This is a genomic window from Anaerotignum faecicola, from assembly GCF_003865035.1.
Classification (GTDB): Bacteria; Bacillota; Clostridia; order Lachnospirales; family Anaerotignaceae; genus Anaerotignum_A; species Anaerotignum_A faecicola.
Genome location: NZ_BHVZ01000002.1, coordinates 295,504 through 309,955 on the forward strand (window position 1 = coordinate 295,504; position 14,452 = coordinate 309,955).

Genomic DNA, 14,452 nt, shown 5'->3' on the forward strand with positions numbered 1-14,452 from the left:
GTGCTAATTTACAATACCTATATTAACACCATATCCAGTTATATTCAAGACCCTTTTTGAAAATTCACAAATTGTTTAAAAAGTTCATAAAAAAAGAGACTGTATGCCTTCACATACAATCTCTGTCCATTTCCGCTGTCCGCTTTTGCTTTTTTTGCTGTCCTTTTCGTGTCCAATCTGTCCACACCTGTCCACTCTTATTTTCGGTTGCCTTCATCCAGATATGCCGCCGCGCTCAATGCCGCAACCAGTCCCTCGCCGACCGCCTTCGCAATCTGATACGGCGCACCGGTGCAGTCTCCTGCCGCAAAAACGCCGGGAAGATTCGTTTTCATCGCACGGTCAACCACGATATTCTTGCCATCCGTTTCCAGCCCAAACAGCAAACTTTCGGGGGCTGTGCTGTTTTTCGCAAAGAAAATCCCATCACAGGGAATCGCTTCTCCCCCCACCTCCAGCGCGGAAACCCTGCCATTCTCGCCAAGCACCGCCTGCGGTTTTCCTTCCTTTAAATGGATGTTTTCCTTTAAATACATCACCGGCTGATACAAAGGCAGATACGTCACGCGCGCGCAGACATCCGCAAGGAAGTTTGCCTCTGCCTCCCCCTCTGCATTTTCGCCCACAACCACAACATTTTTACCGCGATAAAGCATCCCATCGCAGGTCGCGCAATAGCTGACCCCCTTGCCGAGATACTCCGTTTCGCCCGCAATGCCGCGGCTTTTATTGATGCCCGTTGCCAGAATCAGCGTTTTTGCCTGCACGAAATTATTATCCGCATTGATAACAAAATACTCTCCCATGGGCATAATCTGCTTGATGCGCGATTCCACAAACTCCACGCCCTGCTTTCTGGCGTGGGCATAAAACTGATTCAGCAGCTCCTCGCCGCTTAAATCGGGCAGACCAAGGTAATTATCAACCTTCTCCGCCGCAAACAGCAGAGAGCTATCCAGACTTCTGCCGAAGATGCAAACGCTTTTATTCCGCTGCCTTGCGCTGACCGCCGCCGATAACGCCGCAGGGCCGCCGCCGATAATCCCGATATCGTACATAGAAAAGCCTCCTTCCGATTGACCTATCCAAGTATCGTCCAAAATCAAAATAAAAAACCACGAGAGGAAAAAATATCTTCTCGTGGTTCATTTTATCATATTATTTCAGAAAAATCTGTTGCATCTGCCACTTTTCGGAAATTATTTTTCTTTTTCAGCGGCGCGTGCTTCAATAATCTTTTTCTGTACCTCCATGGGTGCTTCCTCATATCTTTCAAAATGATGTCTGTATTCACCACGGCTCTGTGTCATGGAGCGCAGGTCGGTTGCGTATTTGTGCATTTCTGCGGTAGGAACCTCTGCAACAATGCACTTCTTCATGCCGACTGCATCCATGCTCAAAATGCGCCCACGGCGTTTTGTGATATCGCCCATGATGTCGCCCATGTATTTATCGGGAATCAGCACCTCAACGTGTTCGATGGGTTCCAGAATGACGGGCTTTGCCTGTGGAATCCCTTCCTTGAATGCAACAGAGGTTGCCATCTTGAACGCCATTTCGGAGGAGTCAACGGGATGGTAGGAGCCATCTGTCAGGGTAGCCTTCAGACCAACAACGGGATAGCCTGCCAGCACGCCGCTCTGTACACATTCCTGCAAGCCCTTTTCAACCGCAGGGAAATACTGCTTGGGAACGGAGCCGCCGAAGATTTTTTCTTCAAAGATAACAGGTGTTGTGGTATCATAGCTGGGCTCAAATTCCATCACAACGTCACCAAACTGACCATGACCGCCGGACTGCTTTTTATAACGACCGCGAACGGATGCTTTTGCCTTGATGGTTTCTCTGTAAGGGATGATGGGGTCTGTCAGATCAACCTCAATCTTATATTTTGCTTTCAGCTTCTGCACCATAACATCCAGCTGCTGTTCGCCAACGCCATAAACCAGCGTCTGTTTGGTTTCGGGGTTTACTTCCATCTTAATCGTGGGGTCTTCCTCACGAATCTTTGTCAGGGCTGCGGAAAGCTTATCCTCATCGCCCTTGCCCTTCGGTTTGATTGCCATGCAAAGCACGGAGCCAGGCAGCGCAATCTTGGGAATGATAATATTTGCATCCTTCAGAGAAAGGGTATCCTGTGTAGAGGTGTTGGAAAGCTTTGCCAGTGCGCCGATATCACCGGAGTGCAGCTCATCCACCTCAATCTGCTCCTTCCCCCGCATAACATACAAACGTCCAACCTTTTCGACGGTATCCTTTTCTTCATTATAGACACTCATGGTAGTATCCAGCTTACCTGTCATCACGCGGAACAGGTTCAGGCGGCCGATATAGGGGTCGGCAATGGTTTTGAATACATACGCAGAGAAGCGTTCGTCATCGGAGGAGCAATAAACAACGTCCTTCCCGTCATGGAAGGCATGGAAGTTTGCCTTTGCTTCGATTGCAGGAAGGGTGAAGCGAACGATTGTATTCATCAAAAGCTTAACGCCATAGCCCAGTGTTGCGGAACCGCACATAACGGGTGCAATGCTATGGTTTGCGATACCAACCTGCAAACCGTCATAGATTTCCTCTTCGGTCAGCTCTTCATCATTGAAGAATTTTTCCATCAGCTCTTCACTGGATTCTGCCGCTACCTCAATCAGCATGGAGCGCAGAACCTCAACCTGATCCTTTTTATCCTCCGGCATTTCGCATTTTTCCAGCTTGCCGTTTACCTTCTTTCTGGCATCTCTCTTAATCAGATTGATAAAGCCGATGAAGTTGCCGTTTTCATCATCAAAGGGAATTTGCAGGGGGGCAACGGCTTTGCCGAAGTTTTTACGCAAATCAGCCAGTGTTTTTTCAAAGTCTGCATTTTCATCATCCATCTGGTTAATGAAAATGATACGGGGCAGGTGCATTTCTTCGCAGTATTCCCATGCCTTTTCCGTACCGACCTCTACGCCGGATTTTGCGGAAACCATAATCAGCCCTGTATCTGCTACGTTCATTGCCAGCTTTACCTCGGCTGCAAAGTCAAAGTAACCGGGAGTATCCAGGAAGTTAATCTTTGTATCCTGCCATTCAACGGGAATTACAGATGTATTGATCGAAACCTTACGGCGAATTTCTTCTGCTTCATAGTCGGACACAGTGTTTCCGTCTTCCACCTTGCCGAATCTCTTCGTTGCACCGGAATAATACAACGCTGCTTCGGAATATGTGGTTTTACCGGAACCGCTGTGGCCCAAAAGAACTACGTTTCTCACTCTGTTAGATGCATAATTTTTCATAGAATCTTCCCTCCCATAGGTTTATTTTTGAACGGATTTGTGTCCGTCAAGGGGCTTGTTAACGTATACAGCGCACAAAATATGTACAATCTATACACTACATTAAATTCGACCATTATTTGAATTTCCCTTTATTTTTTTCCAAAAAAATTTCGTATTGACGGTTTTGCCGAAAGAAGTCGCATTTTCTCGTTCCGTTTTTGTGCAAAATAAAACCATACACCTCTGTGGACAGATGTATGGCTTTCTTTTTACATAAAAATTTTCAAGCTCCTTACCGCAAACCGAAATAGGCAGCGACCGCATTACTCAACGCTTTTCCGATTTCGTCAATATTCCCCCTAATCCACGCGGCATCCTCCGGATTATCATGATACGCAACCTCAACCAATGCAGAGGGGGCATTTGTCCGGCGCAGCTCACGCAGGGTTGTGGTCGGCAGCACCTGCACCTTGGATGGGTCGGGATAAATCTCACGCAGCTCATCGGCAATCAGCTCCGCCATCTGTCTGCCATAAGGGCTTGTGGCATAATAATAGACCACAGGGCCGCGCCTTGTGCCTGCGACAGGCGGAGGGGCGGCGTTGGAATGGATGGCAAGGTGAAAATCGACATTGCTGTTATTGGAATCGGCAATCGCCTGCCCCAGTGTCATTTCGGGGGCATTGCGGAGATATTCAATGCCATCCGCCGCAAGATATGGCTCCATGGCATCCGCAATCAGATTCATGACCTCCTCCTCCGAACCGCCGCCGTAGAAGGGATTATATTCCTGCAAGGAGGGACTGAGATAAATTCTGGGCATAGCATTTCTCCCCTTTTTCCCTCAATATATGAAAATACATAAAAAAAGTGCCGACAGGGTCGGCACTTCAGTCGAAATCATTTTAACAGGCTTTTTTTATACATATTGTAGATATCCGCTCTTTCCAGAGGATAAGGGAAGGTTGCCAGCTTGCCCTTCTGCTCCATGAAGCGGTCGGTATAGCTTGTGACATCTGCTTCGGTGTAGGTGGAATTATGCTCCAGAACGGCATCCAGAAAGGCACCCATCTCGGCTGTGCTTGCAAAGCCAAGATATTCCAGAACCTTCGCGACATTTTCATCCCCTGCGGGGAACAGCTCCAGATATGCCTGCGTCAGAACGCCATTTGCCATGCCATGAGGCAGCCCCTTCTCGTAGGTCAGGAAATAGCCCATGCCATGGGGCAGAGAGGTCATGGTCTGTGCGATTGCAACGCCGCCAAGGGCGGACATCAGCATCAGCTTATCCCTCGTTTCGGGGGAATAGACTCTTTCACGCAGGGCAGGCATACATTCCTTGAAAAGCAGCAGCCCCTGCTTGGCGATTTCTCTGCTGACCGCGGTTGCCTTTGCGGAAAGATAGCTTTCCACCAGATGCGTCAGCGCGTCTACAGCGGTATTGTTTGTGGTTCTTGCAGGCAGGGTATCCATATATTTCGGGTCGAGAAATGCCACTGTAGCAAAGATATGCGCGGCAATGCTCGATTTTGTTCTTTTTGCATGCAGGGTCACGATGGCATACTGCGTTACCTCCGAGCCTGTGCCTGCGGTTGTGGGTACGGCTACTACGGGCAATGCCTTATTTTCTGCATTCCAGAGGGCATCCGTCCCCTGTTCGGGATGCGCCGCCATGGTCGCAATCGCCTTAGAGGAATCCATCGGGGAACCGCCGCCAATACCGATGAAAAATTCCACGCCCTCCGCGATGGCAAGCTTTGCCGCCCGTTCTACGGTTTCTACGGAAGGGTTTTCCTCGATTTCATCAAACAGAATCCACGCAATGTCAAGGCTGTCCAGTGCATCGGTGATATCCTGCTGTGCGCCGTTTCTCTTGGCGGAGGTTTTCCCCGTGACAACCATTGCCTTTTTGCCGAGCTTCGCCATTGCCTCCTTATGCTCCGCTACGCAGCCTCTGCCGAAATAGCAATCTGTCGGCATAAAATAATGAAAGTTTCCCATTCACTCCACATCCTTTCTCTTTTCTCCGGAAAAAATAATCAACAAAGGAAATCGTACCATTCCCAATCAGTCTGCATAATCGCCTCAAGGGTTTCCTCCGCCGGCTCCTCTGTCAGCTCAAATTCAATTTCAAACTCATGATAGCGCTCACCCTCAATCGTTGCTACGCCTGTAATAATATAATTTTTGCCCTCTCCTGTGACAAATTCGCCCTCCATAAGAAGGTCATCCTCTTCGAGATAAATTTTGTGCAGTTCGTTTGCAATCTGCTCCTCTGTGAATGTCAGCTTCATTTCCGTCCTCCCTTTTTTTGTTTCGTTTTCTTCTCCTTATAGTATCATTTCTTTTAGAATCGGACAAGAAGGAAGTTCCTCTTTTCTTCCGACTGCTTTCATGGTAAGATAAAAAGGCGCACTTAAGTCGAAGGCAGAATTTCGACCTATTAAAACAGTCTACTGCTTCCCGGCGGAAGTTTTCTATAAAGGAGTTTTTTTCTATGAATTACATTGTTTTGGATTTGGAATTCAATCAGGCGTTCCCCTTCAAATCCGGAAAGAAGGTGGAGCCGAACCCGGAATGTCCCTTTGAGATTATTCAGATTGGGGCGGTGAAGCTGAATGAACACTTTGAGCAGCTGGATTCCTTTAATTGCATGATTTCGCCGCAGATTTATCCCCGTCTGCACCCCTTCGTGGAAAAAATTACGGGGATTCGTCCGAAGATGCTCGCCGGACAGCCCCATTTTCCTGAGGCATACCAAGCGTTTCTTACGTTTATCGGCAAGAAGCCTGCCGTTCTTTGCGCATGGGGCGGGGATGATATCAAATCCCTGTACCGCAACATCCTGTATTACAATCTGGATGCCGATGCAATGACAAATCAGTTTCTGAATGTACAGCCCTTTGCAGCGGAATATCTGCACCATGAAACAGGCAAGGCAATCGGTCTGAAAAATGCGGTTGAGGCACTGGAGCTGCCGCAGGAGGAAACATTCCACAATGCTCTGAACGATGCGACCTATACGGCAAAAATCTTTGCCCTTACGCATCCCGAACACATGCAGCCGGATACCTTTCAGCCACTGACTATGCTGACGAAAAAGCCGAAGCGTCTGCGTACAAACGTGAAGTCTCTGTTCCTGCATATTGAAGAACGATTGGAGCGACCGCTGACCGAGGAGGAAAAGGCACTTGTCAAGCTGGCCTATATGCTGGGGCGCAACCACACCTTTGATGCTGCACCCACAGTACGCAAAAAGGAATCTGCAAAATAAAAAATGCCTGTAAGAACAAAAAATCTCAAAGTCCCTTTGGGATTTTTTCTTTTTGCAGACAAAATAAAAAAAGCGGGAGAACGGCTCCCAATACAGCGTTCTCCCGAAATTTTTCGCAACCAAAAAAACATCCTTGGTTCTCTTCAAAAAATTCGGTCGAAACTTCATGGTCTCCTCTCACGCCGGAACACGGCTTCCCATCGCTGTTCATCTCTGCAAGGCCTAAGGCGCTCCCCTTCTGCCTTCCCGTTTTCGGGCTGTTCCTTTCGGATGCTGTCAGAAATTTTCATTGACATTCTTCTATTTTTCCAGTTTTTTCATTTGCTCTTCTACATTTTCGCATTGCATGAGCCCACTCATCACACAGATACCTGCCGCACCCGTTTTTCTGACCGATGCCGCATTTTCGCTGCCGATGCCGCCGATGGCATAAACAGGAATGGCTACGCTTTCCACAACCTCCTGCAAAAACGCCAGCCCTCTGGGGGCAAGTCCCTTCTTGCAATCCGTCACGAAAACGTGTCCTGCTGTGATATAGGTACAGCCAAGCCGAGCCGCCTCCTGTGCTTCCGCAACAGAATGGCAGGATGCGCCGATGCTTCGGAACTGTTTCTTTTTTTCTTCCTCCATGCCGCGCAAAATATGCAGGGGCAAATGGATCTGCTCCGCTCCCAGTAAAAGTGCTGCATCAATAAAGCTATGCAGGATGCAGGGAACGTCATTTTGCTTACAGATTTGCATTACATTTTCCGCCAGTGCCTTGTATGCCTCTTCACTGAAATCCTTTTCACGCAGGATGATGCCCTTCGGCTGACAGGCTGCGATTTTTCGGATACGCTGCAAAAAATCCTCATGACAAAGGCTGCGGTTTGTGACACACAAAATATCAGACATACAGATAATCATTCAGCACAGGCTGAAGTCCTTCCTCAGACATATCCTCATACATGGTTTCAAAGCTGCGTTCATCATTGATTTCAAACTGCTCATCGCCCTCTGCACCTTCGGCCTCCTTGCCGGTGTATTTGCTTTCATGGTCACCGATGCCTGTAGAAACACCTGCGGAAACCTTCGTTGCGGCAATTTTTACGATACCGTCACGGAAGGATTTGCTTTCTCTGGAGGATACCGTAATGCCGACAAAGGGCATGAAAATACGATAGGCACAAAGAACCTGACAAAGCTCCTTCTCACCGACATCCAGAGGGTTGATTTTATCATTATTGATAATCGGGCGCAGTCTGGGACAGGATAAGGACATTTCTGCATGAGGATATTTCCGCTGCAAATAATAAACATGCAGTGCGCTTGCCAGTGCGTCCTTTCTGAAATCGGACAGACCGAGCAGTGCAGAGAACGCTACCCCTCTCATGCCACCGCGCAGGGCTCTTTCCTGTGCATCAAAGCGGTAGGGCCAAACACGCTTATGTCCCATCAGATGCAGAGTTTCATACTTTACATTGTCATAGGTTTCCTGGAAAACAGTGACATAATCCACACCACATTCATGCAGATACCGATATTCATCCGTATTCACAGGATAAATTTCCACGCCGACCATGCGGAAATATTTTCTTGCCAGCTTACAAGCCTCACCAATGTATTTGACATCACTCATGGCACGGCTTTCGCCTGTCAGAATCAGGATTTCCTCCATGCCGCTGTCCGCGATGACCTGCATTTCCTTTTCAATCTGCTCCATATTCAGCTTCATGCGGTTGATGTGGTTATAGCAGTTGAAGCCGCAGTATACACAGTAATTCTCGCAGTAATTCGCAATATACAGGGGGGTGAAAAGATAAACGGTATTGCCGAAATGCTTGCCGGTTTCGATTCTTGCCTTCTGCGCCATTTCCTCTAAAAAGGGAGCCGCCGCAGGGGAAAGCAACGCCTTGAAATCCTCCACAGAGCAGGTTTCATGATCGAGCGCCGCGCGCACATCTCTTGCCGTATATTTATCGTAATCGTATTCCTCCACATGCGCCATAACCGTTTCACGGATATCGGATTTGATGATTTCCATTCCGGGCATATATTCCATGTGATTCTTTCTGGAAGCAGGGTTTGTTTCCAGCTCATGCTTACGCTTCAGCGCTTCGGGGGAAAGAAATTCAGAGTCTACAAAAAATTGATTTTCCATGCTTATCCCTCCTTAATCACGCAGGAAGCCTGTCAGCGGATCGGATGCGGATGCACCTCTGGTCAGCACTCTGCCCAAACCGGAAAGATACGCCTTTCTGCCTGCCTCAATCGCCTGACGGAATGCCGCTGCCATAAGGGGCAAATCGCCTGCGGTTGCCAGAGCGGTATTCGCCATGATTGCCGCTGCGCCCATTTCCATTGCTTCGCAAGCCTGAGAAGGTCTGCCGATGCCTGCATCTACGATGATGGGCAAATCAATTTCATCCACCAGAATCTGAATGAATTCCTTTGTTGCCAGACCCTTATTGGAGCCGATGGGAGAAGCCAGAGGCATAATGCTTGCCGCGCCTGCGTTCACCAAATCACGCGCCACATTCAAATCGGGGTACATATAGGGCATTACCACAAAGCCTTCCTTTGCAAGAATTTCGGTTGCCTTGATGGTTTCATAGTTATCAGGCAGGAGATATTTGCTGTCACGCATGATTTCTATCTTTACGAAATCACCACAGCCCAGCTCTCTTGCCAATCTTGCAATGCGGACTGCTTCCTCAGCATTTCTTGCGCCGGAGGTATTGGGCAGCAGGGTAACATTTTTAGGAATGAAATCCAGAATGTTTTCCTGATCCTTTGTATTCGCGCGGCGTACTGCCAATGTGATAATTTCCGCGCCGGCATCCTTTACAGCCGCTTCAATCAGCTTTAAGGAATATTTACCGGAGCCCAGAATAAATCTGGAATGAAATTCATGTCCGCCAATGATAAGTTTGTCTTCTTTCTGCATGAAAATCCCTTCTTTCTTTTACTTATGGTTCAAACTGACCGGAAAGGATTCTCAGAACCATGTGCGCCTCATGCGCACCACATATCATCACACGAGAGGATACCAAGCCAATGTCATCTGCAACATCGCTGATTCCGTCTCCGCAGAGATAAAAACGGTCTGTAATCCTTCTGGTTTGGATGCTGTTTGCAGAGCCGAACCCTGCCATGCCGGACGCAGCGATCAGATATTTCGTATGTAATTTTTCCAGCACGCCATTGACCAGCATTGCCTTTGCTTCTGCGTTATCAAATGCTTCGCAGATAACATCGGCAGGTGCAAGGATTTCTTCAAAATTTTCCTCGGTAATGGCAGTTGTATGCGTTTCTATCGTAAGATATGGTGCAATCTCACGCAGATTCGCCGCCAATGCCTCGGTTTTAAATTCTCCCAGCTGGGTTGCCTTATATTGCTGTCGATGCAGATTGGTGATATCCACCCTGTCAAAATCCGTCAGAATCAGCCTGCCAACGCCTGCTCTTGCCAAGGCAATCGCAATATTGGAGCCGAGACCGCCCAAACCGCAGATGGCAACCGTTGCCTGATTGAATTTTTCCTGCACAGCCCTTCCATGTCGTGCCGCTAATGCTCGCTGCAAGTCTTCCCTTTCAGGAATCCTGCTCAAATCAGCCACCTCCTACAAAATTAACAACCTCAATGACATCTCCGTCCTGCAAAATGGTTTCGCCATAGGCTGCCTTTGGCACAATTTCACCATTGCGCTCCACCGCAATCCGCTTGGGGTTATAGTCTGTGCCTGCCAGATATTCCGCCAGAGTTTTCCCTGCAACGGCAAGCGCTTCCCCATTGATTTTTACCACGCAGCTCTCACCTCCTTCTCTTAATCGCAATCAAACACAGGGCTTTTTATCAACAAAAAAAGGAAGCTACCATCATTTGATAACTCCCTTGTTTGTTCCTTCTGTTTTCAGGCATCCCTACGTTGGCATTATCCAAATCAGGTTATGGGTCGAAGGCGTATCCTTCCTCTCAGCCTGCCTGAGCAAGCTCCCCTCTGTGTGTTCGATTGTAGCTTCATTATACCGCCTGCATTTTTAAAAAGCAAGGATATTCTCAGAAACCTGCTCTCGACTTAGATTTTGTCCTCGTCCCCGAACGGATCCCCACATTCCGGACAGAAGCGAGGGGGCTTTGTGGGGTCTTCCGGCTCCCAGCCGCATTTATCACAGCGATACTGCGGCACGCCTGCCGGCTTTGGCTTGCCGCACTGCGGACAGAAGCGCCCCTTATTATGGCTGCCGCATGCACAAATCCAGACATTTTCCTCCGGCTTTTTCGCACCACATTCCGTACAGAAATTGCCCGTATTATCTGCTGCGCCACAGCTGCAGGTCCAGCCTGTCTGGGTGGGTGCCTGTGTCTGGGGCTGTTGCTGTGCCGCCATTTGAAAGAGCTGCCCTGCATTCATGCCGCCGGACTGATTTGCCAGATTCATCCCTGCAAAAGCCATCACGGGGCCTGCATTGGGGTTTGCCGCTGCCGCCTGCATAGCTTCTGCCTGTGCATTGACCAGATGCGCCGCCGCCATGGAGGGATTGCGGAGCGTTGCATTTCTTTGCAGCTCCTTAATCATGGCTTCATCCTCATCGGATGCCTTCACGCTGCTTACACCGATAGAGGTAATCTCAATGCCATATCTGCCGCCCCATTTTTCTGCAAGCACCTCATTCAGCGCCTGCGAAAGCTCCATGGTATGTGCAGGCAGGGCACTGTAACGGATACCCATGGCGGAAAGCTTGCCGAAGGCAGGCTGCAGGGCTGTCAGCATTTCGCTTTTCAGCTGAGATTCCATGCTGTCTCTGGTATATGTATCCGTAATATTGCCGCAGATGTTCTTATAGAAAAGAATAGGGTCGATGATATGATACGCATATTCGCCATGACAGCGAATTGCAATATCAATATCCAGACCGATATTCGTATCAACCACACGGAACGGCACAGGATTTGAGGTGCCGTATTTATTCCCAAGGATTTCCTTTGTATTGAAATAGTAGATTCTCTGATCGCCCGCAGGGTCGCCGCCGAAGCCGACACGCTTGCCGAACTGGCGGAAACTTTCCTTGATGCTTTCCTTCAAATCTCCATAGAACAGGCTGGGTTCTGTTGCGGAATCGTAAAGAAATTCGCCTGCTTCGGCGCAGACCTCGACCACCTTGCCCTGCTCTACAATCATCATGCACTGCCCCTCATTGATGACAATGATAGAGCCATTGGAGATGATATTTTCGCTCTTTTTTGTATTGAAGCCCCGTTTGGACTGCCGCTGCTCGCCTTTTTTTGCCAGCACATCCACATCCATGGCATCACAGTAGAAATATTCTCTCCAGCTATCTGCCAGAACGCCCTGTGCCGCACCGACACCAACCTTTAAAATGCCCATTGTGCATCCTCCTTATCTTTTCGCTACGCGGTAGGTGTAATCATTGCCCTTGCCATCGAAGGTGAAGCTGTCCTTCAGACCTTCGGTTGCAACAACCTCACCATCCTCTGTTACGAAGATTACCTCAAAATCATCCTGTGTTTTCCAATAGGCAAGCGCATCATCCAGACCCATGACATACAGCGCCGTGGAAAGAGCATCCGCCTTTGTACCGTCCTTGCAGATAATCGTGACGGAGGTTAAGCCGCTTTCCGCAGGCTTGCCCGTTGCAGGGTCGATGATATGATGATATTTCTTGCCGTTTTCTTCAAAGTATCTCTGATAGCCGCCGGACGTAACCGCGCAGGCATCACTGATTTCGACCACGCCGACATAATCATTCTCATCAGCAGGATTCTGCACGGCAATTCTCCAAGGACTGCCGTCCGGCTTTGTACCAATGGCACAAACATTGCCGCCCAGAGAAAGCCATGCGGATTTCACGCCCTTTTTCTTTAACAATTCTGCCAGCTTATCGGAGGCATAGCCCTTCGCAATGCCGCCTAAGTCTACCGCCATTCCTTCCTTTTCCAGATAAACCGTAGAGGCATCCTCATCAATGGTGACATTGCTTACCTTTGTCAGCGGCAGAAGCTCATCCAGTGTTTCCTGCGTGGGAATGGTATACTCATTTTCCGTAAAGCCCCACGCCTTCACAATGGGGTAAATCGCCATATCAAAGGCATTGTTCGTTGCCTTGCCCAGCTGCTTGCCGGCCTTCAGCAGGGCAAGCGTATCTGCCGAAACGGTAACCGCCTTATCCCCTGCGTTATCGTTAATCTGTTCAATATCACTGTCTTCATCTGTGACGGAAAACAGCTTTTCCAGACGCTTAACCTCCTGCTCCGCATCAATCAGAAGGTCTTCCCCATCAGGGGCAACTATATGGAAGGTCATAACAGTATCCATGGCGAAGGTTGTGGATTCGTAGCTGTCCTCCTGCGTGCCTTCCTCGCCCATCTTCTGTGCATTCTGTCGCTGTTCGGCACAGCCGCTGAACAGAAAGCATCCCGTCAATCCGATTGCTATTATTTTTTTCCAATTCATCCTTTTAGCTCCTTTAATTTTCAAAATTCCTTATACTGATTTTACCTTGCGTTCTCGGCTTTGTCAAACCCTAGCAGTTTACTTGCAAATAAAAATCTATAGGCTTCTTTCTTTGACGGAACGGCTTCATATTTTGTGATATTTCATGTCATAATTCTTTTTTCTGCGTGTATTGTATTGTTTTTTGTACAATATCATGCTATACTTTACTATTATTTTTATTGTACAAAAGAAAAAGAAAGGATGAATCCGATGCAGACAAATTTATATCAGCTTTACAACCGAAAATTAAACGGACTGACGGTATTCCGTGCTCTGTTAGAGGATGTCCTCATACAGCGCTTGCAGAAGCTTCTGCGCGCCTGCGAGGAAAGCGATGCGGAAACGCTCACCTGCACCTATGGTGCGTTTACCTCTGCTTTATTTGAGAAAAATGTGAATTTTTCCGAAGCTCTTTTGGAACTGGTGCTTGCCGATGAAAATCGTTTTCTGCTTTCCGCAGCGAGAAAAGAGGTCTGTCCGCCCGCTATCTGCGATGCCGCAAAGCGAGAATTGGATTTCTTTACGGAGCTGGCAGGGCTTTCCGCAAAGGCAATAAAGACGATTCTGCCTGAGGAAATTGCCGCCTTCCTGCCTGATTGGGAAACAACCGCTTTGGATTTTTATACCGCTTACACAAAGCACATTGCCGATGCGCCGAAAAAAGGCTATGGTATTTTTGCGAAATATCACGCATTTTCCTTCGGGGATAACGGCTTGCAGCCTGTGCAGCACCCCGATCCGCAGTCGCTCTCTCAGCTGAGCGGCTATGAACGGGAGGTTGGTATCGTCATGCGGAATACCGAGGCACTTCTGGCAGGCATACCTGCAAGCAATCTTCTGCTTTACGGCGATGCCGGCACAGGCAAAAGCTCCACGATTAAGGCTGTGGCAAATGCGTTGCAGGAGGAAGGTCTGCGGTTGATTGAGGTCAAGAAAAATCAGCTGTTCCGCCTGCCCTCTCTGCTGGAGCAGCTTGCGGAAAATCCGTTGAAATTCATTATTTTTATTGATGATTTAAGCTTTGCAGGCAATGATGAGCATTTTGCCGCACTGAAAGCAACACTGGAGGGCAGTGTCACCGCCTGTGCGAAAAATACGGTGATTTATGCCACAAGCAACCGCCGCCATCTGGTGAAGGAAACCATGGAAGAACGCAGCGGTGATGATATCCATCTGAATGATACCTTGCAGGAGCTGATGAGCCTTTCCGCTCGCTTCGGCATGACGATTACCTTCCAGAAGCCGGATAAGGACGGCTACCTTGCCATTGTGAAGCATCTGGCGAAGGAATATAATCTAAAAATGCCGGAGGAGGAGCTTTGTACCAAGGCAGAAGGCTTTGCCATTCGCCAGAACGGCAGAAGCCCCCGAACTGCAAAGCATTTTGTGGAAACGCAGCTTGCAAAATTGTAAAAAGGCAG

14 protein-coding genes are annotated in these 14,452 nt (G+C 48.6%); 2 read left to right on the forward strand and 12 right to left on the reverse strand.

What is annotated here, in order from left to right:
* Window positions 1-197: 197 nt before the first annotated feature.
* The 5 genes from EJE48_RS07205 to EJE48_RS07225 all read right to left on the reverse strand — a co-directional run bounded on the left by EJE48_RS07205 (window position 198) and on the right by EJE48_RS07225 (window position 5,554).
* A complete protein-coding gene (locus EJE48_RS07205; protein WP_118579640.1) occupies window positions 198-1,058 on the reverse strand; it encodes an NAD(P)/FAD-dependent oxidoreductase in 861 nt (286 codons plus the stop codon).
* A gap of 141 nt (window positions 1,059-1,199) precedes the next feature.
* Window positions 1,200-3,278 carry an elongation factor G gene (gene fusA / locus EJE48_RS07210; protein ID WP_016408295.1) on the reverse strand — a complete coding sequence of 693 codons (2,079 nt, stop codon included), beginning with the start codon at window positions 3,276-3,278 and terminating at the stop codon, window positions 1,200-1,202.
* A 274-nt stretch (window positions 3,279-3,552) separates the two neighbouring features.
* The gene (locus tag EJE48_RS07215) at window positions 3,553-4,083 is read right to left on the reverse strand and encodes an N-acetylmuramoyl-L-alanine amidase family protein (protein WP_118579643.1); all 531 of its coding nucleotides are present in this window, start codon (window positions 4,081-4,083) and stop codon (window positions 3,553-3,555) included.
* Between the two features lie 77 nt (window positions 4,084-4,160).
* A complete protein-coding gene (locus EJE48_RS07220; protein WP_118579646.1) occupies window positions 4,161-5,261 on the reverse strand; it encodes an iron-containing alcohol dehydrogenase family protein in 1,101 nt (366 codons plus the stop codon).
* Window positions 5,262-5,299: 38 nt separating this feature from the next.
* The gene (locus EJE48_RS07225) at window positions 5,300-5,554 is read right to left on the reverse strand and encodes a hypothetical protein (protein ID WP_118579649.1); all 255 of its coding nucleotides are present in this window, start codon (window positions 5,552-5,554) and stop codon (window positions 5,300-5,302) included.
* A 203-nt stretch (window positions 5,555-5,757) separates the two neighbouring features.
* On the opposite strand from EJE48_RS07225, the gene EJE48_RS07230 reads away from it, so the two are divergent.
* A complete protein-coding gene (locus tag EJE48_RS07230; RefSeq protein ID WP_118579652.1) occupies window positions 5,758-6,534 on the forward strand; it encodes a 3'-5' exonuclease in 777 nt (258 codons plus the stop codon).
* Between the two features lie 300 nt (window positions 6,535-6,834).
* On the opposite strand, the gene EJE48_RS07235 is transcribed toward EJE48_RS07230, so the two are convergent.
* The 7 genes from EJE48_RS07235 to EJE48_RS07265 all read right to left on the reverse strand — a co-directional run bounded on the left by EJE48_RS07235 (window position 6,835) and on the right by EJE48_RS07265 (window position 12,989).
* A complete protein-coding gene (locus EJE48_RS07235; protein WP_118579655.1) occupies window positions 6,835-7,428 on the reverse strand; it encodes a thiamine phosphate synthase in 594 nt (197 codons plus the stop codon).
* On the reverse strand, window positions 7,421-8,674 hold the full coding sequence (gene thiH, locus EJE48_RS07240; RefSeq protein WP_016408289.1) for a 2-iminoacetate synthase ThiH: 1,254 nt from the start codon (window positions 8,672-8,674) through the stop codon (window positions 7,421-7,423). Before thiH ends, EJE48_RS07235 begins: the two co-directional genes overlap by 8 nt.
* Window positions 8,675-8,686: 12 nt before the next feature.
* Window positions 8,687-9,460 (reverse strand): thiazole synthase, encoded by a 774-nt coding sequence (locus EJE48_RS07245; RefSeq protein ID WP_016408288.1) that lies wholly within the window; start codon window positions 9,458-9,460, stop codon window positions 8,687-8,689.
* A gap of 22 nt (window positions 9,461-9,482) precedes the next feature.
* Window positions 9,483-10,133, reverse strand: a complete 651-nt coding sequence (gene thiF / locus EJE48_RS07250) for a thiamine biosynthesis protein ThiF (RefSeq protein ID WP_408608184.1) — start codon at window positions 10,131-10,133, stop codon at window positions 9,483-9,485.
* Window positions 10,126-10,320: a sulfur carrier protein ThiS gene (gene thiS, locus EJE48_RS07255; RefSeq protein ID WP_016408286.1), complete on the reverse strand. Its 195-nt coding sequence runs from the start codon at window positions 10,318-10,320 to the stop codon at window positions 10,126-10,128. Before thiS ends, thiF begins: the two co-directional genes overlap by 8 nt.
* A gap of 272 nt (window positions 10,321-10,592) precedes the next feature.
* Window positions 10,593-11,903, reverse strand: coding sequence for an SPFH domain-containing protein (locus tag EJE48_RS07260; protein ID WP_118579658.1), 1,311 nt, complete (start codon window positions 11,901-11,903; stop codon window positions 10,593-10,595).
* A 12-nt stretch (window positions 11,904-11,915) separates the two neighbouring features.
* Window positions 11,916-12,989: an FAD:protein FMN transferase gene (locus EJE48_RS07265; RefSeq protein WP_118579661.1), complete on the reverse strand. Its 1,074-nt coding sequence runs from the start codon at window positions 12,987-12,989 to the stop codon at window positions 11,916-11,918.
* A 252-nt stretch (window positions 12,990-13,241) separates the two neighbouring features.
* Here EJE48_RS07265 and EJE48_RS07270 point away from each other — a divergent pair, with 252 nt between their 5' ends.
* Entirely contained in the window at window positions 13,242-14,444 is a 1,203-nt protein-coding gene (locus EJE48_RS07270) for an ATP-binding protein (RefSeq protein ID WP_118579663.1), read from the forward strand.
* Window positions 14,445-14,452 lie beyond the last annotated feature (8 nt).